The 20453-nt window shown below is 55.6% G+C and carries 12 protein-coding genes; 7 read left to right on the forward strand and 5 right to left on the reverse strand.

Annotated features, from left to right (window positions below; translation table 11 throughout):
* Nucleotides 1–39: 39 nt before the first annotated feature.
* The 3 genes from E5K02_RS21590 (at nt 40) to E5K02_RS21600 (ending at nt 3206) form a co-directional block, all read left to right on the forward strand.
* Nucleotides 40–1206, forward strand: a complete 1167-nt coding sequence (locus E5K02_RS21590) for a 1-deoxy-D-xylulose-5-phosphate reductoisomerase (RefSeq protein WP_135397885.1) — start codon at nt 40–42, stop codon at nt 1204–1206.
* Nucleotides 1207–1298: 92 nt separating this feature from the next.
* Complete coding sequence (rseP, locus tag E5K02_RS21595) at nt 1299–2639, forward strand: RIP metalloprotease RseP (protein WP_135397887.1); 1341 nt, start codon at nt 1299–1301, stop codon at nt 2637–2639.
* Between the two features lie 72 nt (nt 2640–2711).
* Entirely contained in the window at nt 2712–3206 is a 495-nt protein-coding gene (locus E5K02_RS21600; RefSeq protein ID WP_135397888.1) for a DUF6702 family protein, read from the forward strand.
* Between the two features lie 210 nt (nt 3207–3416).
* Here E5K02_RS21600 and E5K02_RS21605 read toward each other — a convergent pair whose 3' ends face one another.
* The gene (locus tag E5K02_RS21605; RefSeq protein ID WP_240737392.1) at nt 3417–5411 is read right to left on the reverse strand and encodes an OmpA family protein; all 1995 of its coding nucleotides are present in this window, start codon (nt 5409–5411) and stop codon (nt 3417–3419) included.
* Between the two features lie 300 nt (nt 5412–5711).
* Here E5K02_RS21605 and lon point away from each other — a divergent pair, with 300 nt between their 5' ends.
* The 4 genes from lon to E5K02_RS21625 all read left to right on the forward strand — a co-directional run bounded on the left by lon (nt 5712) and on the right by E5K02_RS21625 (nt 11846).
* On the forward strand, nt 5712–8213 hold the full coding sequence (gene lon / locus E5K02_RS21610; protein WP_240737393.1) for an endopeptidase La: 2502 nt from the start codon (nt 5712–5714) through the stop codon (nt 8211–8213).
* Nucleotides 8214–8364: 151 nt separating this feature from the next.
* Entirely contained in the window at nt 8365–9429 is a 1065-nt protein-coding gene (gene porQ / locus E5K02_RS21615) for a type IX secretion system protein PorQ (RefSeq protein WP_135397892.1), read from the forward strand.
* A gap of 155 nt (nt 9430–9584) precedes the next feature.
* On the forward strand, nt 9585–10997 hold the full coding sequence (gene hslU, locus E5K02_RS21620) for an ATP-dependent protease ATPase subunit HslU (protein WP_135397893.1): 1413 nt from the start codon (nt 9585–9587) through the stop codon (nt 10995–10997).
* A gap of 120 nt (nt 10998–11117) precedes the next feature.
* On the forward strand, nt 11118–11846 hold the full coding sequence (locus tag E5K02_RS21625) for an SDR family NAD(P)-dependent oxidoreductase (protein ID WP_135397895.1): 729 nt from the start codon (nt 11118–11120) through the stop codon (nt 11844–11846).
* Between the two features lie 71 nt (nt 11847–11917).
* Here E5K02_RS21625 and E5K02_RS21630 read toward each other — a convergent pair whose 3' ends face one another.
* The 4 genes from E5K02_RS21630 to E5K02_RS21645 all read right to left on the reverse strand — a co-directional run bounded on the left by E5K02_RS21630 (nt 11918) and on the right by E5K02_RS21645 (nt 20438).
* A complete protein-coding gene (locus tag E5K02_RS21630; protein WP_240737394.1) occupies nt 11918–13447 on the reverse strand; it encodes a RagB/SusD family nutrient uptake outer membrane protein in 1530 nt (509 codons plus the stop codon).
* A 136-nt stretch (nt 13448–13583) separates the two neighbouring features.
* Entirely contained in the window at nt 13584–16760 is a 3177-nt protein-coding gene (locus E5K02_RS21635; protein ID WP_240737395.1) for a SusC/RagA family TonB-linked outer membrane protein, read from the reverse strand.
* A gap of 667 nt (nt 16761–17427) precedes the next feature.
* Nucleotides 17428–18738, reverse strand: a complete 1311-nt coding sequence (locus E5K02_RS21640) for a cytochrome c (RefSeq protein ID WP_167856534.1) — start codon at nt 18736–18738, stop codon at nt 17428–17430.
* A gap of 206 nt (nt 18739–18944) precedes the next feature.
* The gene (locus E5K02_RS21645) at nt 18945–20438 is read right to left on the reverse strand and encodes a SusD/RagB family nutrient-binding outer membrane lipoprotein (RefSeq protein WP_135397901.1); all 1494 of its coding nucleotides are present in this window, start codon (nt 20436–20438) and stop codon (nt 18945–18947) included.
* Between the last annotated feature and the right edge of the window lie 15 nt (nt 20439–20453).

A 20453-nucleotide genomic window follows, 5' to 3' on the forward strand; every position in this document is an offset into this window, starting at 1 on the left:
CTACGGCAACCCCACCGTGCCGTGTAGCTGTACTTCTTCATGTCTTCTTCCTCCAAACGCGTCACCCTGCTGGGCTCCACCGGCTCCATCGGCACCCAAGCCCTCGACGTCATCCGGGCCAACCCCGGCCGCTTTCAGGTCGTCGCGCTGTCGGCCCAGTCCAATGCCGACCTGCTGATTCAGCAGGCCCGGGAATTTCGGCCGGCCGTAGTCGTCATCGGCGACGAACGGAAGTACGAAACGGTGAAAGCTGCCCTGGCCGGACAGAGCACCGAAGTCCTGACGGGGTCGGCCGCCCTGACCGAAGTAGCCGGCCGCCCAGACACTGACATCGTGCTGACGGCCATGGTGGGCTACTCGGGACTGCTACCCACGGTAGCGGCCATCCGGGCCGGGAAGGATATTGCCCTGGCCAACAAAGAAACCCTGGTCGTGGCCGGCCAGCTGATTACGCGCCTGGTACAAGAGCACGGCGTGGGCCTCTACCCCGTGGATTCTGAGCACTCCGCCATTTTTCAGTGCCTGGTAGGCGAGGAGCGCAACCCCATCGAGAAAATCATTCTTACCGCGTCCGGCGGGCCGTTTCGGGGGCGCACGGCCGAGCAGCTGGCCTCCGTTACCAAGGCGCAGGCCCTAAAGCACCCCAACTGGGACATGGGCGCCAAAATCACTATCGACTCGGCCTCGCTCATGAACAAAGGCCTGGAAGTTATTGAGGCCAAGTGGCTGTTTGGGCTGAATGACGACCAGATTGACGTGGTAGTGCACCCGCAGAGCATTATTCACTCGTTGGTGCAGTTTCAGGACGGCTCGTTGAAGGCCCAGCTGGGCTTGCCCGATATGAAGCTGCCCATTCAGTACGCCCTAGGCTACCCCGAGCGGCTGCCCTCCGATTTTCCCCGTTTCTCTTTTCTCGACTACCCCAACCTTACCTTCGAGCAGCCCGACCGGGCCACGTTCCGCAACCTGCCCCTGGCCTTTGAAGCCATGCGCCAGGGAGGCAATGCGCCCTGCGTGCTCAATGCGGCCAACGAAATTGCCGTAGCCGCCTTCCTGCGCGACGAAATCGGGTTTCTCGAAATGCCCAACTTAGTGGAAAGCTGCCTCACGAAGGTTTCGTACCTTGCCGAACCGTCGCTGGACGACTACGTGCTGACCGACCAGGAAACGCGCCGCGTGGCGCACGAACTGGTAGGCCGTCGGTAAGTGTTGTCCGGAAAAAGAATGTCATGCTGCGCAACGTCGAAGCGTGATATCGACCTGCTAATTTCCCTTTCTACTCAATACCAAGTTTCGCTTTGGAAGTATTAATCATGGCCGGCCAAATGCTGCTGGGCCTTTCTATTCTGGTGGGTTTGCACGAGTTCGGGCATTTCGCCGCCGCCAAGTACTTCAAGATTCGCGTCGACAAGTTTTACATCTTCTTCGACTTCCTCTTTCCCATGCCGGGCGTGCTGAACTTCGCCCTGTTCAAAAAGAAAATCGGGGAGACGGAGTACGGCCTGGGCTGGTTTCCGCTGGGCGGCTACGTCGCCATCCACGGCATGATCGACGAAACCACCGACGCCGACCAGCTGGCCGCCGAGCCGCAGGCCAACGAGTTTCGCTCGAAGCCGGCCTGGCAGCGCCTGATTGTAATGCTGGGCGGCATCATCATGAACGTCCTTACCGGCATCGTCATTTTCACGGCGCTTACCTTCAACTACGGCGAGAAATACCTGCCCGCTTCGGAGGCCCGCTACGGAGTGGTGCCCAACAAGCTGGGTGAGGAAATGGGCTTCCGCACCGGCGACAAAATCGTCAAAATCAACGGCCGGCCTTTCACCGAGTTTGATGAGGTGTATAGCACCGACGTGATGCTGGGCACCAACAGCTACTACACCGTAGACCGCAACGGGCAGCTGCTGGATATTCCGATTCCCAAGAACTTCATGGACCGCCTCTCCGACAAGGACCAAACGCCTTTCGTGCTACCCCTGAACCCCTTCGTGGTCGACCAGGTAGTATCGGGCAGCGGCGCGGCCAAGGGGGGCTTGCAGCCCAACGACCAGGTGACGCACGTGGCCGGCAAGCGCACCCAGTTTTTTCCGGAGCTGCAGGAAGCCCTGAAAGCCAACGCCGGCAAAACCGTACCGGTGCAGATCCTGCGCAACGACCAGCCCCAGACCCTGCAGATTGCCGTGGATGAGGAAGGCCACATCGGCTTTATGCCCAAGTCGTTGCTCAAGGAAGCTACCCGCACCTACACGCTGGGCCAGGCCATTCCGGCCGGTACCAAGAAGGCATTTGGCGTAGTAACGACCCAGATGAAGGCATTTGGTAAGATTTTCCGCGGCGAGGCTTCGGCCCGTAAGTCGCTGGGCGGCCCGATGGCCATTGCCCAGCAGTACGGCGGCGTGTGGGACTGGATGCGCTTCTGGACCCTGACCGGCATGCTGTCCATGGTGCTGGCCTTTATGAACCTGCTGCCCATTCCGGCCCTCGACGGCGGCCACGTGCTGTTCCTGCTCTACGAGATGATAGCCGGCCGCAAGCCCTCCGACTCCTTCCTGGAGAATGCCCAGAAGGTCGGCATGGTCATGATTCTGGGGCTGATGGTCTTCGTTATCTTCAACGACTTCTTCAAGCTGCTGTTCTAAGCGCTGAACTGAACGAAAAAGCTCCTGCCTTGCTTAAGGCAGGAGCTTTTTTATTTCGCGTATTTTCACGCCATGCGTCGACTTTTCTTGTTTCTGGCCAGCTGCCTCCTGAGCCTAGCGGCGGCGGCCCACGCCTACCACGCCAGCATTATGGAGGTGCGCTACAATTCCCAGAAGCAGCAGCTGGAAGTAGCCCTGAAGGTATTCACCGACGACTTCGAAAAAGCCTTGTCCGTGGGCCAGCCCCGCGCCATCAGCTTCGAACTAACCCCTCGGCCCCAGATAACCCAGCTGACCGCCGAGCTGCTGCGCAAGTCGTTGGCCTTCGGTACCAAGCCCGGTGAAACCTTGCCGCTGCAGCTTATCGGCTTCGAAAAAGACCACGAAGCGCACTGGCTCTACCTGGCCGTAAAACTGCCCAAACCCACCAACAACCTCGTCCTGCGGCACAAGCTGCTGGTCGATACCTTCCGCGACCAGATGAACATCGTGAACCTTGAGGCAGGTGGCAAAAAGCAAAGCGCCCTGTTTCGGGACGGCAATGAGGAGCAGAAGCTGGTATGGTAGGGGCCTAACGTGCTGATCGGCTGTCCTTGCGAGCAGCACGAAGTTATCCTTCCTCTGAAGTATGCTGAGTTTACTTCACTGAAAAGCCCCTAACTACACGCGGTAGTAAGGGGCTTGCTGGGTAAAGACTGCGACTACCCCCGCAGAGGACGGATTGCTTCGGCTGTGCCTCGCACTGACAGCCGATCAGCGCATTCAACGACATTAAAATTACTTCCAGTCCAGGGTGCCATCTACTGGCTTCTTATCGTCGCCGGGTTTGGGTTTGTCTTCGTCGGGCTTAATGAGCCTAAACTCGACGCGGCGGTTGATGCGGGCGTCTTCCTCGGTTATTTCCTCTTTCAGCGGCTGGGTGCTGCCGTAACCCATGCTTTCGATGCGGTTGGGCTTGAGCTTGCCCTTTTGCTCGATGTAGTGCCGGATGGCCTCGGCCCGGTCCTTCGACAGGCTTTCATTGAAATCCGGGTCGCCCTTGGAGTCGGTGTGGCCCTTAATGCTGAGGCGGAAGGTGGGGTGGTCGACCATGAACAGGGCAATGCGGTCCAGAATCGGGTGCATGGCCGGCCGGATGTTGGCCTTGTCCTGGTCAAACTCGATGTTCTTGAAAATCAGCGGCAGCCGGTAATCAATCGAGTTGGTCATGAGCTTCATCACCGTGTCGCCCTTCAGCTCGAACTGCTTTTCTACCGTGAAATAGTCCGGGCTTTGAATCAGAATGACGTAGTGAGAGCCCTCAATCAGGTCGAAGTCGAAGGAGCCGTCGGGGCGCACGTACTTGCTGGCTACCTCGATGCCGTTATCCGTGTCAATGACGCTTACAATGCCGTTGAGCGGCTTGCTGGTCACCGAGTCGACCAACGAGCCCTCGATGTGCGTGGTCGCCAGGGGCTGGGCCTCCATCGGCAGGGGGAAGGAATAGAGGTCCAGGTTTTTCATATCCTTGGCCTCGGAGCGCGCATAGTATAAGTCCTTGGATTCGGAGTCGATGGTAAAATAGTATTCCGAGCCCTTGCCGTTCACCAGCGGCCCGATGTTGCGCGGTTCCTGCCAGCGGCCCCGCACCCGGTAGGTTTTATAGATGTCGAAGTCGCCGTAGTTGAGCAGCTGCCCGCGGGAGGAAAAGTACAGCACGTTGTAGAGCGGGTGGTAGTAGGGGCTCACCTCACTTTCGCGGGTATTTACCACCGGGCCCAGGTTCTGGGCCTTGGTCCACTGCCCGGCCTTGTTCTTGGCCGAAAACCAGATATCCGACAAGCCAAAGCCGCCGAGCCGGTCGGAAGCAAAATAGAGCGTATCCTCGTTGCGCGACAACGTGGGCTGCGAGTCCCAGGCGGGCGAATTGACCGTGGAACCCAGAGACTTGGGTACCGTCCACTGTCCGTCTTTAAAGCTGGAAACGTACAAGTCGCAGTTGCCGTGGCAGGTGGGGCACTCACAGCGGGCAAAGTACAAGGTCTTGCCGTCCTTGGTAATGCAGGCCGAGCCCTCGTTGTACTGGGAATTAATGGGCTTAGGCAGGGGCTCGGCATCGGTCCACGACACGCCTTCCTTGTGAGACGTGTACAAATCCTCGTCCACGGCGTCGGCAATGCCCCGGGTTTTGCGCTTCGAGGAGAAAATCAGCTGGTCGGCCCCCGAGTTCAGCGTGGGGCCATAATCCTCGGCCTTGGAGTTGATGGCGTCGCCCATGCTCGTATACACGCCCTTGGGGGGGTGAAACGTGGCAATGCTCTTGCGGTACTCCACAATGTCGTAGTACACCTTCAGCGGCACGTAGAGGTCGGCTTCCTTCTGCTCCAGGGAGTCGTAGTAGAGCTGAATCTTCTTGACATCCTGCCGGTGGTGCTTCAGGGCCAGGCGGTAGTAGGCTTTGGCCTTCTCCTCGTTGCCAGCTTTTTCCCAGAGCTGAGCCAGGCGCCAGAGGAGGGGCGTATCTTTGGCAAAATTCTGAATGCCGAACAGGGATACGTAGCTTTCCAGCAGGCTGCGGGCCTGGTTGTAGTTGCGCCGCTTTTCGGCCTTCTGAATGGCCTTCAACGCTTTTTTGTCCTGGAAATAACCCAGTTTGTTGACGTTGATAAAATCGGGGGTGCCATCTGGGCGCACCCGCAGCTGCCGCGTCACTTTGCCCGTGAGCTTACGCGTTGGCGGGGCCGAGTTCTTTTGCTGGGCGTGCCCCGGCCCGAGGAAAACAAAAACGAGCAAAAGGGTGAGAAGTGAGCGTAGAGAGCGGAGCATAATTCAAGTAAGCACAACGGCCGACCCAAACGGCGCGGCGCAGGTTCAAAAATAGGGATTTTCTCATCTACTCAGCATGGTAGCGGGCTGCCGGAGTGGCGGACTTGTGTGCCGCCTTGGCGGGTTCTAATCCGGCACTAACCTATTCTCGTCCGTGGCATAGCACTTGACAAAGACGTATATTCGGAAGCTCGTTTGCTTCGTTCGAGGTGCTGCCGACTTTTGCTGTCATTCTGGCACCGCCTACCTATCCCCGCTACACATCCTATGAGTTCATACGACCCGCGCAAACCCAAGACGACTGCCCTGCTGATGAGTGAAGATCCTGCCGAAATGGTGTCCATTGTGGCCGCCGACCCGGACCAGCCCTTGTCGGAGCAAGAGTCGCCGGAGGTACTGCCGCTGCTGCCCGTGCGCAATACGGTGCTATTTCCTGGCGTCGTGCTGCCCGTTACGGTTACCCGTAAAAAAAGCATCCGGCTGGTGCGTAAGGCTTACCGCGGCAATAAGATTGTGGGCGTGGTAGCCCAGAAAAACACGCAGAGCGACGACCCCGCCCTGGCCGACCTGTTTGAAGTGGGCACCATGGCGCGCATTCTGAAGCTGCTGGTGCTGCCCGACGGCAACACAACTATCATCATTCAGGGCCAGAGCCGCTTCCGTATCGAGGAGCAGCTCCAGGATACGCCCTACCTCACGGCCCGGGTAAGCTACTCGCCCGAGACGTTTCCCAACAAGAACTCCAAGGAAGTAAAAGGCCTGGTGTCGTCGCTGAAAGATGCGGCGGCCAAGATGCTCAAGCTCAACCCCGAAATTCCCCAGGAGGCCCAGGTGGCGCTGGACAATATCGAGTCACCGGCTTTTTTGACCCACTTTCTCTCGTCCAACATCAACGTGGAAGTGGGCCTCAAGCAGAAGCTGCTCGAAATCAACGACGGCGTGGAGCGCGGCACCATGCTGCTGGAGATGATGATGAAGGAGATTCAGCTCCTGGAAATCAAGCACGAAATCCAGACCAAGGTCCACACCGATATCGACCAGCAGCAGCGCGACTATTTCCTGCGCCAGCAGATCAAAGTGCTGCAGGATGAGCTCGGTTTCGATGGCCCCGACCAGGAAATCGACAAGCTGCGGCAGCGGGCCAAGGATAAGAAGTGGCCCGAAGCCGTGGCCAAGCACTTCCACAAGGAGCTCGAAAAGCTGGCCCGCGTGAACCCGCAAGCCGCTGAATTTCCCATCAGCGTCAACTACGTGGAGTTTCTGCTCGACCTGCCCTGGGCCGAGTACACGAAAGACAACTTCAACCTGAAGCGCACCAAGAAAATCCTCGACCAGGACCACTACGGCCTGGAAAAGGTGAAGGAGCGCATCATCGAGTACCTGGCCGTGCTTAAGCTCAAGCAGGACATGAAGGCCCCCATTCTGTGCCTCTACGGCCCGCCCGGTGTGGGCAAAACCTCGTTGGGCCGCTCCATTGCCAAGTCGCTCGGCCGCAAGTACGTGCGCATGAGCCTGGGCGGCGTGCGCGACGAGGCCGAAATCCGCGGGCACCGCAAAACCTACGTGGGTGCCATGCCCGGCCGGATTATTTCCCAGATCAAGAAAGCCGGGGCTTCCAACCCGGTAATTGTACTCGACGAAATCGACAAGATTGCCTCCGACTTCCGTGGCGACCCGTCGTCGGCCCTGCTGGAAGTACTGGACCCCGAGCAGAACTCGACCTTCACCGACAACTATCTGGAAGTGGAGTATGACCTGTCGAAGGTACTCTTCATTGCCACGGCCAACTCTCTGGACACCATTCAGCCCGCCCTGCGCGACCGAATGGAAATTATTGACCTGACGGGCTACACCCTGGAAGAAAAAACCCAGATTGCTAAAAAGCACCTCTGGCCCAAGCAGCTCACCGAGCACGGCCTGAGCCAAAAGGATGTAACCATCACCACGCCCGCTTTGCAGCGCGTCATCGATGATTACACCCGCGAGTCGGGCGTGCGGAGCCTGGAGCGCAAGCTGGGGGCCGTGGCCCGCAACATTGCCAAGAACAAGGCTATGAAGGAGGCCTTTCCCGATACGCTGGAGCCCAAGGACGTGAGCCGCATCCTCGGGGCTGCCATCTTCGACCGGGATTTGTACCAGGACAATGAAACGGCTGGTGTGGTCACGGGCCTGGCCTGGACCAGCGTAGGCGGCGACATTCTCTTTATCGAGAGCCTGCTGAGCCGGGGTCGGGGCAAGCTCACCTTGTCGGGCCAGCTCGGCGACGTGATGAAGGAATCGGCTATTACGGCCCTTTCATACCTGCGCAGCCGGGCCGAGGAGCTGGACATCGACTACCGCGTCTTCGATCAATACGACTTGCACATTCACTTCCCCGAGGGTGCCGTGCCCAAAGATGGCCCCAGCGCCGGTATTGCCATCTTCACCAGCATTGCTTCGGTGTTTACGCAGCGCAAAATCCGCAGCCATTTGGCCATGACCGGCGAAATTACCCTGCGCGGCAAGGTGCTGCCGGTGGGTGGTATCAAGGAGAAGATTCTGGCCGCCAAGCGCGCCGGGGTTAAGGATGTAATCCTGTGCGAGAAGAACCGTAAAGACATCAACGAAATACCCGCCGACTACCTCAAGGACCTGACCGTGCACTACGCCGACCGGGTGGATGACGTGCTCAAAGTGGCCTTGCTCGACGAGAAGGTGGCGCACCCTATCAAGCTCGTTGTGCGCGATGAGCCCGCCTTGGCACCAACCTCGAGCGTGGAAGTAGCCTAGGCGAGGTAAGTGCCCGCTGCTAAAGAAACCTTCCGGGCCACGTGGTCCGGAAGGTTTTCTTTTGGCTGAAGCCATCTAACTCCTGCCTTTCACCGCTACAATAAAAGGCTGTGGTTTACGTCTTAGCTCCGAAACCCTGTATCTTAGAACAATGATTCGACTGCTACACCGCTCGGCTTTAGTCAGCTTTACTTTGTTGGGAGCCGGTTGGCTAGTGGCCCGGCCGGCCGCCGCCCAGATTGGCGGTCAGCAAGCCTTTTCTTTTCTCAACCTGCCCCCCAGTGCCAAGCTGGCGGGCTTGGGCGGCGTCAACGTATCCTCGCGCGACGCCGACGGGACTATGCTCTACGGCAACCCGGCTCTGCTCAACAAGGAAATGGATGGACGCCTGGCCCTGGGCTACGTCGATTTTCTGGCCGACATCAAGCAAAGTACCGCTACCTACGTGTTTAATACCGAGCGGGCCGGCCGCTTCGGCATCGGACTCACTTACCTGGATTACGGTCAGTTTGAGCAGTTCGACGCGGCGGGCAACAGTCAGGGGCAGTTTTCGGTCAGTGAATACGCCCTGGGTGTTTCCAATGCGTATACCAGCGGCAATTTTACCCTGGCCGGTACGCTGAAGCTGGCCGTGTCGGGCATAGCGGGCAACCATTCCGTCGCAACGCTGGCCGACGTGGGAGCCCTGTTTAAGCACCCCAGCCAGAATTTCAACGTGGGTCTGGTAGTGCGCAACGCCGGTATTCAGCTCAAACCCTACGCCGGCTCCGACCGGGAACCCATGCCGCTCGACGTGCAGATTGGTACCTCGTTTAAGCCGGAACATATGCCGCTGCGCATCTCGATTTCGGCCCACCACCTGCAGCAGCTCGACATCGTCTACCTCGACCCCAATCAGCGCGGGCAGCTCGACGAGTTCAACAACGAAGTCAAGCCCAAGAAAAGCCTGGGCGACAAGATAGCCCGACACTTTGTGGTAGGCGGAGAATTGATTCTGGGAAAGAACCTGAACGTGCGCCTGGGCTATAACCACTTGCAGCGCCGGGAGCTGCGCCTCGACAACACGGCCGGTGGCGCGGGCATCAGCTTTGGCTTTATGCTGCGCATCAGCCAGTTTCAGCTCGACTACACCCGGGCTGGCTACCATGCCTCAGGAGCGGCTAATTACTTCACCGTCGCTCGCAACATCGACACCCTGTTCAAGAAAAGCGAGTAGGAAGAATGCCGGATTTTTGGCACACAGCACCTTTTGTTTTCTCTATTCCTCTCCTATAACCTTGCCCGCCCGGGGCTGTTTGCTACCAACCTTCTGCCGCAGTTCCTGGTAATGGGAACTGCGGTCCTTTTACCATCCCGCACCTCTCTCCACCTATGCTAGATTCCGCCACGTTTCTCACCCCGGCCCAGATTGTTGCCGAACTCGACAAGTACATCATCGGTCAGCACGACGCCAAGCGCCACGTCGCTATTGCGCTACGCAACCGCTGGCGCCGCTTACACGCTCCCCTCGACATGCAGCGGGAAATCGTGCCCAATAATATTCTGATGATTGGCTCTACCGGCGTAGGCAAAACCGAAATTGCCCGGCGCCTGGCTAGCATTGCTGATGCTCCTTTCACCAAAGTCGAAGCCTCCAAGTTTACGGAAGTCGGCTACGTGGGCCGCGATGTGGAAAGCATGGTGCGCGACTTGGTCGAGCAGTCGGTGAACATGGTGAAGCAGCGCCGCAAGGAAGAAGTGAAAAGCCGCGCCGCCCAGACAGTGGAAGACATCATCCTCGACGCCCTGATTCCGCCCGTTACGGGAGGCGGCAGCCTGAGCACGCCCAAACCGGCCCTGGGCTTTGGCAATGAAGGGGGTATGCCTGAGTCGGACTATGAGCTAAACGAGCGGACCCGGGAGAAATTTCGCCTTAAGATTCGCAACGGGGAGCTTGAGGATCGTAAGATTGACATTCAAGTGCAGCAGAGCAACACCCCCGGTATCGGCGTAGTCGGTGGCCCGGCTGGCCTGGATGAGGCCTCACTTTCGGGCCTGCAGGATATGCTGGGTAGCATGATACCCAAGAAGACCCGTAAGCGGAAAGTTACCATTGCTGAGGCCCGCAAGATTCTACTGGACGAGGAGGCCGCCAAGCTCATCGATATGGATGAGGTAAAAGACGAAGCTATCCGCCAGGCCGAGAATGCGGGTATCATCTTTATCGATGAAATCGACAAAGTAGCCAGCCGGGCAGGCAAGGGTGGGGGAGGCCCCGATGTAAGCCGCGAAGGAGTGCAGCGCGACTTGCTGCCTATTGTGGAGGGCAGTGCCGTGAGCACCAAATACGGTATTATCCACACCGACCATATTCTCTTTATTGCCGCGGGTGCCTTCCATGTAGCCAAGCCCAGCGACCTTATTCCGGAGCTGCAAGGGCGTTTCCCCATCCGCGTGGAACTGCAAAGCCTGACCAAGGACGATTTTTTCCGCATCCTGAAAGACCCAAAGAATGCCCTGACCAAGCAGTATGAGGCCCTGCTCAAAGCGGAAGAAGTAGAGCTGTCGTTCGATGATGCGGCCCTAGAGCGGTTGGCTGAAATTGCCTTCGAGGTAAACTCTGAGGTCGAGAATATTGGCGCCCGTCGCCTACACACGGTCATGAGCCGCCTGCTCAACGACATCCTCTTCGACGTGCCCGACGTTATTGGCGCCCACGCCCGCATCCAGGTCACCCGCGAATTGGTGGAAGAGCGCCTGCGGGATATGGTCCGCAACCGCGACCTGAGCCAATATATTCTGTAAACGGTCGGCTCGAAAATAGCCGGTCGGGGCCAACGGGTGGCCTGGCCCCTACGTAACGCATGAAGGAGGCTGTTTACTCAGGTAGTAAGCAGCCTCCTTCACTGTTTTATTCTCTTTCTCATGCATTACTACATCATCACCGGCGCTAGTCGTGGACTGGGCAAGGCGTTGGCCGAAACCATCCTGCATCAGCCCGGTACCAGCGTTATTGGGGTTTCCCGCCACGCTGCCATCGAGCATGAGCGCTACATACACCAGCCGCTCGACTTATCCGATATTGCCGCTGTCGAAAATAACCTGCATAAGGTGTTCCCGCTTTTGGCCGACGCTACTAGTATCACACTCATCAATAATGCGGCTGTAGTCGGTGAAATCGGGTATGTGGGAGAGCAGGCCAATGAGCATTACAACTTTGTGTTCGACGTAAACGTCATTGCCCCGGCCATGCTGATGAACACCTTTCTAAGCGCTTATTCTGGCCTGAGTGTGCCGCGTACCATTCTCAATATCAGCAGCGGGGCCGCGCAGCGCCCCGTTGACGGCTGGGCTGCTTACTGCGCCTCCAAAGCTGCTTTGGAGGCCCTCACGACCACTGCTCAAAAGGAGCAGAACATCCGTGGTACCGGGGTCCGGATTCGGAGCTTGTCCCCCGGCGTTATCGATACCGCTATGCAAGAGCACATCCGGGCTGCCGATCCGGGTAGCTTCAGCGAGGCAGACCGCTTCAGCGACTATCACAGCCAAGGCAAGTTAGCCTCCCCGGACGAGGTAGCGACCAGAATTGTGCAGTGGCTGCAAGGAAACCGAAGCCAGGACGAGCCAGTGGTATTACGCTTAGCCGACCTATAACCAAATTTCAAAGCCATAAAAAAAGCCCTCACTACGCGTAGTGAGGGCTTTTTTGTGGGAAACCTAGCTAATTAATACCCGGGGTTCGGAGTAATGTTAGGGTTGGTCGTCAGTTCGCTGGCTGGAATAGGCCACAAGAACAGCGGGCTAGAATATGGAACCGCTGCAATGGCCGGAGCCGGAGCTGCAGTAGCAGAACCACAGGCGTAGAAGTCATACTTCGTAAGCTGACCACCGTTCCCGTCGATCTTAGCGGGAATACCGCCACCGGGTACGGGGCTGAAGGTTTTCTCGCCCGACAAGCGGTGAATGTCGTCCCAACGGAAGCCTTCTCCTACGAACTCGATACGACGCTCGTTCAGGATAGCCTGCGTGAGAGCTGTGCCAGTCAGGGAGCCCGGAGCGTAGCGGTCGGCGGCCGCAACGGCGCGGTTACGCACGCTGTTTAAGTGGGTCAGGGCCAGTGCTTCGTTGGTCGTGCCACCGAGGCGCGAAAGAGCTTCCGCCTGGTTCAACAGAACTTCTGCGTAGCGAATGAGCGGAGCAAAGTCGCTGCTGGTCGTGGCATCCGTATACTTTCTGATTACGTAAGCAGCAACCCGCAGACCACGGTCCTGCTGCATCAACTCCGTCCGACGAGTATCGGCGCAGGTGAAGAAGGGAGCGTTGTACAGAATCGGGCTCACAGCCAACAGAGCGCGGCCATTGATACCACCGTTTGCAATGGTAGCCGATGAGCCATATACGTTCGCCAAGGCGCCGTTTACACCAGCATTGTCATCAGAGCTGTTCTCAATGGAGAAGATGTTCTCTGCCGTTACGACAATTCCACCTGGGAAAGCGGCCCGGGGCGTAGCCGCCAGGGCATAACGGAAGCCGTTTGTGCCGGCAATCAGCTTATCGCCTTCGGCTACTGCTTTAGCCCACTCGCCCTGGTGCAGGTACAAGCGCTGCTTCAACGCAATAGCCGCACCCTTCGTGGCCCGAGCTACGCGCAGGCTACCGGCCCGAGTCCCCAGCAGATTGGTTTCCGCATAGTCCAGGTCAGCCAGCATCTTGGTGTAGTCCTCAGCTACAGTACCACGGCCCTGTGCTTTGGCTAGTTCTAGACCGGCAACGGTGTTAACTGGAATATCCCGGTAGGGAACCCCTGCCTGACTGCCCTTACCATCAGAGTAAGGACGGGAGAAGTGAATCACGAGTTCGTGATGCGACAAGGCCCGCAGGAAGCGCATCTCACCTTCGTAGTCGGCGGCCTGCTGAGCGCTGATAAGGCCGCTGGCTGCTGCCTTGCGAACCCCGTCGATAGCAACGTTGGCTTGGTTGATGACCGAATATAGGTTCGACCACATGTTTACCACGTTCGGGCTGGACGGGTTGATCGTGTTAGCGAAAACAAGACCAAAGAAGCCGGCCATATCCGAAATGTCTTCGCCACGGGCATCATCCAAAGCGTTAGCAGCACCTCCGAAAGGATACCCCCGAACTGCCAGACCAAGACCGTTCAATGGATCATAGTAACCCGACTGAGCGGCGTTATACACACCGGTTACGGCCAGGGCTATGCGGGCAGGATCTGTGAAGGCATCTCCTTCAGTCAAGGCCGTCTGAGGCAACAGGTCCGTTACTTCTTTATCGCAAGCACTCAGCCCTAAAGTTGCCGTAAGAGCTAAAGCCGCGAAACGTGCTTTGGGGAAAGAATTGATGAAATTTTTCATATGATTTCAGTAGCAAAGTTTAGAAAACAACATTTAAACCGCCCGTGAACACACGCTGCTGTGGGTTGCTGTTGTAATCGACACCGCCTTGCTGGTTGACAATCGTGTTGTCTGTTGAGTTGGCATTGGAGTTAACCTCGGGGTCAACACCTTTGTAGCCCGTAATGGTTGCAATGTTCTGAGCTTGTACGAAGAGGCGTACGCGGCTCAAGCTAACTACGCTGGTATAACGCTGGGGCAGGGTATAACCCAGGGTCACGTTCTGCAGACGGATGAAGTCACCCTTCTCCACGAAGCGGGTCAGTGCGTTGTTTTCCTGGTTGATGAAAGCACCATTACCCTGAACAACTTTGGGGGTGTTGGTGATATCACCTTCCTTCTGCCAACGGTCCAGGATTTCGGTCGAGTTGTTCACAAAGTCCATGCGCAGCAGCTGCTGACGGCTCTGGTTGAAAATCTTGTTGCCACCGCTGTAGCGCAAGAATACGTCCAGATCAAAGCCTTTGAAGGTAACCGTGTTCGACAGACCACCGAAGTACTTAGGGTTGGTCTGGCCCAGGATGAACTTGTCGCTCGTAGCCAAGGGAGCCGTGGCTACCAGAGCTGCGCCCGGGTTGTTGGGGTCGTAGAGGTAATAAGCACTCTGACGGGCACCACGGTCGGTGCTGGCCTGAATCAGCGTACCGTTGCCACGACGGTAGATAGGGTAGCCGTTAGCAGAGTTTACACCCTGGTAGTCGTAGCCGTACAGAGCGCCGATAGATTCGCCCACGCGGGTGATGTTGTAGGGAGCAACGATGTCTTCGTTGTTGCTCAGGGCCGTCACCTTGTTCTTGTTGGTCGAGAAGTTGAAGCTGGTCGACCACGTGAAGTTCTCCTTCTGGATATTCTGCGTGTTGATGCTTACCTCGAAGCCTTTGTTGTAGAGCGAGCCTACGTTAGCACGGTACGTGCTGTTGCCGGGTACACCCAACGAAAGAGGCGTTCTAACGCGTAGGATAGCACCATCAATGTTGTTTTCGTAGTAGTCCATTACCACGTTGATGCGGCCATTCAGGAAGCCCAGGTCAATACCGAAGTCGGTTTTCTTGGAAGTTTCCCACTTCAACCGGTCGTTGCCAAACTGAGTATAGGCAAGACCGTTTTGCGAGCCGTATTTGCCAGCGCCATAGAGGCCAATGTAGGGGTACTGGTCGGAGATGGCACCACCCAGGTCGGTGTTACCTACCTGAGCGTAGCTACCACGCAGCTTAAATTCACTCCAGAAAGAAGTCAGGCCCGAGCTTTTGAAGAAAGGTTCTTCCGATACACGCCAGCCCAAGGAACCACCGGGGAAGTAACCCAGACGGGTAGCTGGGGGCAGTTTCGACAGTTTATCAGCCCGTAGGGTGGCGCTGATCAGGTAGCGGTCTTTGAAGGAGTAGTTCAAACGGCCGAAGTACGATGCCAGACCGTTTTCGCTGTTACCACCGAAGATGGTGGGAGTAGACAGTGTGTTAGAAACGATACCATTCGGACCCAGAGCACGGTCCGACAGGCCCGTACCGTTAGCCTGGTAGAAGTAGTCGCTGGTCTTCTGGAATTCCGTACCGATTACAGCATTGATCTTGTGAACATCAGCGAAGGTCGTGCTATAGCTAGCCGTGTTTGCCAGGTTCCACCGAACGGAAGGACCGAAGCTCTGGAAAACCGAGCCGTTTACGCCACGGCCGTCACCAGCGCGCGGATCAAGGTACTGGAAGTCGTCGTTCATCTGGGTGTCCGTACCAATCTGTGAGCGGAGGCGCAGGCCCGTTACGGGTTCAACTTCCAGGTAGGTGTTGCCCAGGATACGGTAACCGATGGAACGGTAGATGTTGTTCTCGAGCGGGAAGATGATGTTCGTGTAAGCGAAGGAAATACCGGTGGCATTGTTTCCTTGGCCGATAGCGCCACCAGCATCCTGGTAAGGCGTGCCATCGGGGTTACGAGCGGGTACGTTGGGGAACAACGACAAAGCGTTGGTTACGTTACCCGACAGGGCGTTGGGGCTGGTGTTCAGGCCCAGGGTTTGGGTTCTGCTCAAGCCGAGGTTCATGCCTACGCGCAGCCACTTTTTTACTTCCGTATCAACGTTGGAGCGGAAGGTGAAGCGCTGTAAGGAGTTCTGTTTTACAACGCCATCCTGGTCGGTATAACCGGCCGAGAAGTAGAAGTTAGTTTTGTCGCTGGCACCCGAAACCGAAACCACGTGGTTTTGCTGGAAACCCGTGCGGAAAATTTCATCCTGCCAGTCGGTGCTTACTAGGTTACCGTTGGCGTCATAGAAAGGCGCGGCGAGCGGAGTCGTAATAGGAGCCGTGGTGGCGTTACGCTGCTTCTCGTTGCTGATGGTAATGAAGTCCTGAGCTCCGAGCACTTCGTAGCGCTTCAGGGTTTGAGCAACACCAAAATAGGTGTCGTAAGAAACCGACGTACGCCCGAGCTTACCTTTCTTGGTGGTAATCAGAATTACGCCGTTGGCAGCCCGCGAACCGTAAATAGCAGTCGAAGAGCCGTCTTTCAGAACTTCGTACGACTCAATGTCAGCGGGGTTGATGTCGGCCAGGGCGTTCGAGAAGCCTGCGCCCAATGCGCTGGTGTTACCCGTGAAAATAGGCTGACCATCCACCACAATCAGGGGCGAAGTACCCGAGGAAATCGAGTTGGTACCCCGGATCTGAATGCGGGGCTGCTGGCCTAGCAAGCCCGAGGGAGCCTGTACCTGCACACCGGCCGCACGACCAGCCAGCTGCTGGGCAAAGCTCGGAGTAGCTAAGTTGGCAACAGCTTCGCCCTGTACGGAAGCAATAGAGCCCGTTACATCCCGACGCTCCTGCGTACCATAACCAGTTACTACTACTTCACTCAGCGTTTTGCTGTCAACTGCTAAGCCAATATTTACCTGATCCTCCGTACCAATAGCACGTTCGGTCTGGATATACCCGATGGAGCTGAAAATCAACGTGCCGCCAGCCGATGGCACACTCAGCGCATACGTGCCATCCGAATTCGTTGATACTCCATTGGAAGTGCCCTTCAACAGAACCGTAACCCCAGGCAGGCCTTCACCTGTCTGACGGTCTGTTACCCGCCCGGAGATATTCCGGTTCTGGGCTGTCACCTGTTGTAATAAGGTGAACATGAGCAAAAGACTCATGAATAGAATTTTTTTCATGCAGAAAAAAGTTTGGGTTGGAATATTAGGCGGGGCGAAAGGACCGCTTTAGCTCCTTAAAAATAGGTATAGTTGACTTAAACCTAATCTTCGTTACTGTTTATTTTTACCGTATTGTCAGCGAATACCTCGTAGAGCTTGCCAATTCCGAGGTTAATAGGCGCTTTTTGTATAAAGTCTTTAATTTGGTTTTAATAAAAACTATAACTATTTTGATAATTTATTTTTATAAATATTGTGTGTTGTCTCTGACTAATAATTATTAAAAGATCAACTATCAGTATATCATCTTTGCCTGATATTGGCTGATTAAAATGATAAGGTATTGTGTTTCTTGGCTTGTTCAAGAGAAGACATGACTTCTATAGTCCGCAATCAAGAGCGAAAGCAGGAAGATGGGCGGGCGGTGCCGATAAAGATGGTTTAGGTATGTTCTTACTGTAAGCCCTACGCCGCCGCCACATCAGGCCAGGGTAATCTGCTGATGCGCAAGTGCGATATGAGTTGATAGATATGGCGCTTAATTGGGAATAGTTCTTTCTGTTAGTGCTCTAGGTTTTTATCTCAAAGGCACGGGCCTAGAGGTAAATAACTACAAAGGCACCGTAGCAACGTCATCATCTACGCCGCTACGGTGCCTTTGCACTCTGATATCTGAAAGAACTAGTTATATTTTCTTATTCTCATCTCCTGCTTGATAAGGAAGATAAAGCATGATGAGGTTAAGCATTTCACTGCGAGTTTCCATAAGGTCTTGCGAAATAACCATACGAGGAGGACTGAATGGGTTATTTGGATTATTAGCAGTGTTGTCATAAACTCCTTCTACCATAATCACTGAGCCTTTTGGCAAATGCTGCATTTGGCGGAATCGGTAAGCTTCCTGCCAACGAAAGTCCCACTCTGGAATATTGATAAGGTTGATCTGCTTGCCATCGGTAGTAGTAGCCCATGCTTTGAATGATTTGCCGAGCAAATGCATGTGGGGCCATACATACAACAGAGACAGATCCTGAGCTACTTCCAAACGTATGCGAAACTTCTTGACGCTATCAGCCGGAATGATAAGGGGCGGATCAATTTTGCCAATGCCCGCGGAACCCAAGCTTACGGATTGAATTTCGCGTTTGATAGGGTTTTTGGTGAAGTGAATCTTGACCTGCGACCAGTCCGCCGTATCAATGGCCGAAGGACCGTAGTGCACTGTCAGGAGGATAACCCCGCGCTTAGGCATTGTAAAGCCAACACCAGCAGGGAAGGTCTGCGTTGTGCTACCCGGAATCCAGCCGCCATAGTAGGCTACCTCTTTCATGAGAGGCTGAAACTCCCGCATGTTACTCAAGAATTGGTCTGAAACCACATAGTCGCTGCCTTTGTAAATATCAATTTCAGGCCCGACCTTCTGCACCGCATAGTTGACATGGTGCAGGAGCCGACGGTTGTTGGGAGCAAACTCAATGGCCTGTACTGCTCTTTCAGCCGGCAGCTCGAAGGGGATTTTGAACAATACAAAATTTTCGTTGCCGTCTCCTTTGATCCGAAAGGCCTGCTTAGGCTTGAGCACCAGATCAGGACTACCTAAGTTGACCCCAGCTGCCGCCACTGGAACGGGCGCTTTTTTGTCAGGACCCTTCAACGCGCCGGTTCCCGCCCACGTCTTGATGAGCTGAATTTGCTCATCGGTCAATTGGCGTTCATTAGCAAAGGAGACGTAGTGGGGATCAGCCTTCCATGGCGGCATATACCGGGTTTCGGTAACATGCTGAATAGTCTTTGCCCGGCGAGCTACATCCGGATAAGTCAGCAGAGAGAAAGGTGCGGCCCCGGCTGGTTTATGACAAACGACACAGTTGGCAGCTATAATAGGGGCAATATGCTCAGTATAGGTTACCGGCCGCGCCGACTGCGCCATGCCATCCCTTGCTACGAGTGTAAACAGTAAGGCAAATACACCAAAACCTGTTGTCAAGCGCGACATTGGTAAAACATTGAGTGAAAGAGGAGAGTAGCTTAGCACAAGTACAATCTTGGTGGAAGGTCAGTTCTTCACAATGGCGAAGACTATTCCAAAGATACCTATTGTTCGGCTTGTAACAGGACGAAGCTTACTCGGTAGCTGGTAGGTACAATAAAAAAAGCTCTCCATTTCTGGAGAGCTTTTTTTATTGTACTCGAAGCAGTGGATTAGAACTTATCCCACCACAGCTTGGTAGAAATTACGTCAGCACCCTGACGAGCTACTGCTTCAGCACGGCTAGCCGCGTTTACAGACTGCTCGTTGGTGGGGTAGCGGAAACGTACTGGGAACTTGCCAGCAGCAGCAGCAGCAGGCGACTTCGCAGGGCTCAGGCGAGGATAGTCAAGACGGCGGAATTCCGACCACGCCTCAACACCCTGACCATAGAGGGCAATCCATTTCTGGGTACCGATAACTTCGCGGTAGTTAGCTGCCGTGATAGTCCGGTTAACAGAGGGCTGAGCCAAGTAAGCCGTTACGCCAGCAGCATCAATGCCGTACTGACCTAATGAAGCACGGATAGCATTGCGGTATTCAGCCGACGCATCACCAGTGATATAACCACGGGCAATAGCCTCTGCTTTAAAGAACAATACTTCAGCATACGTCATCAGCACGCCAGGAGCTTCCGCCGAGGTAAAGTAGCTACCTACTTTCGAGCTGCTGCACAACGAGCCGAAGGCGTTAGCATTGGCAGTAGTCAAGCCGTTAGGAATGCCACGGTACAAGCCCGTAGAGTCTGGACCGGCGAAGTTACCTGTCTTCGGACCAGCGCATTCAGCTGGGTTAGCGTAGATAGGCAGACGGGGGTCATTCAGACGCGACAGTACAGTCGTGAGAGAACGGCTTACGCGGTGGTCATCACGGGTCAGACGGTTCTCATAAATAGGGTTCGTGTTAGGCGTAGCAGCCAAGAACACAAACTCAGCATTGTCAGCGTTATTGCGGAACAGGGGCGTAGTACCGTTCAGCAGCTCGGCTACTTCCGTGCGGGTCAGGGCTTCATTGGCATCCGAGATGCGCATGGCCAGACGCAGACGTAGTGAGTTAGCGAAACGCTTCCAATGGTCCATGTCGCCTCCATAGATGATATCACCACCTACAGATGAACCCGAGGCGTCAACAAGGGAGCTAGCACGCTTCAAATCAGCGAGCAGACCTTTGTACACATCTTCCTGACGGTCATACTTAGGCGTAATGATGTTCTCCTGCAGACGCAAGGCTTGGCTGTAAGGAATGTCACCGTACACATCGGTCAGCACCGAGAAGAAGTAGCTGCGCATGATCAATCCTACTGCTTGCAGATTCGGATTGTTGGTTGTTTCCCCCTGCTTTACCAGGTAGTTGAAGTCCTGCAGGCCGTTTGCGTAGAAGCCATCCCAGATGCTCTGGTACGAACCATCACGGAACTGGTAACGGTCTTCTTCGGTGTACTGAGCTTTAGCCCAGTGCTGTACGATAAGCAAGCCGCCGTCCTGATTCACAGGTATATCGAACAAACGGTAAACGTTCGAACGCTGCGCATTGGTCAATACGTAAGCTGGGTTCCCAACAGTAGCGTTGTTAGGGTTGGTACCAATTGCATCCAGCCCTTTTTCGCAAGCCCCCAAGGCCAGCGCAAAAGGCAATACCAGTGCAAGTTTGCGGTATCTTGTAAACATGATGTGAGAGTTAAG

This window comes from Hymenobacter metallicola (assembly GCF_004745645.1).
GTDB lineage: Bacteria > Bacteroidota > Bacteroidia > Cytophagales > Hymenobacteraceae > Hymenobacter > Hymenobacter metallicola.

Bases quoted from the DNA above. Each gene is read 5' to 3' on its own strand.
- E5K02_RS21590 (WP_135397885.1), top strand. From the start codon at position 40: ATGTCTTCTTCCTCCAAACGCGTCACCCTGCTGGGCTCCACCGGCTCC.
- E5K02_RS21600 (WP_135397888.1), top strand. From the start codon at position 2,712: ATGCGTCGACTTTTCTTGTTTCTGGCCAGCTGCCTCCTGAGCCTAGCG.
- lon (WP_240737393.1), top strand. From the start codon at position 5,712: ATGAGTTCATACGACCCGCGCAAACCCAAGACGACTGCCCTGCTGATG.
- porQ (WP_135397892.1), top strand. From the start codon at position 8,365: ATGATTCGACTGCTACACCGCTCGGCTTTAGTCAGCTTTACTTTGTTG.
- hslU (WP_135397893.1), top strand. From the start codon at position 9,585: ATGCTAGATTCCGCCACGTTTCTCACCCCGGCCCAGATTGTTGCCGAA.
- E5K02_RS21625 (WP_135397895.1), top strand. From the start codon at position 11,118: ATGCATTACTACATCATCACCGGCGCTAGTCGTGGACTGGGCAAGGCG.
- E5K02_RS21635 (WP_240737395.1), bottom strand. From the start codon at position 16,760: ATGAAAAAAATTCTATTCATGAGTCTTTTGCTCATGTTCACCTTATTA.
- E5K02_RS21640 (WP_167856534.1), bottom strand. From the start codon at position 18,738: ATGTCGCGCTTGACAACAGGTTTTGGTGTATTTGCCTTACTGTTTACA.
- E5K02_RS21645 (WP_135397901.1), bottom strand. From the start codon at position 20,438: ATGTTTACAAGATACCGCAAACTTGCACTGGTATTGCCTTTTGCGCTG.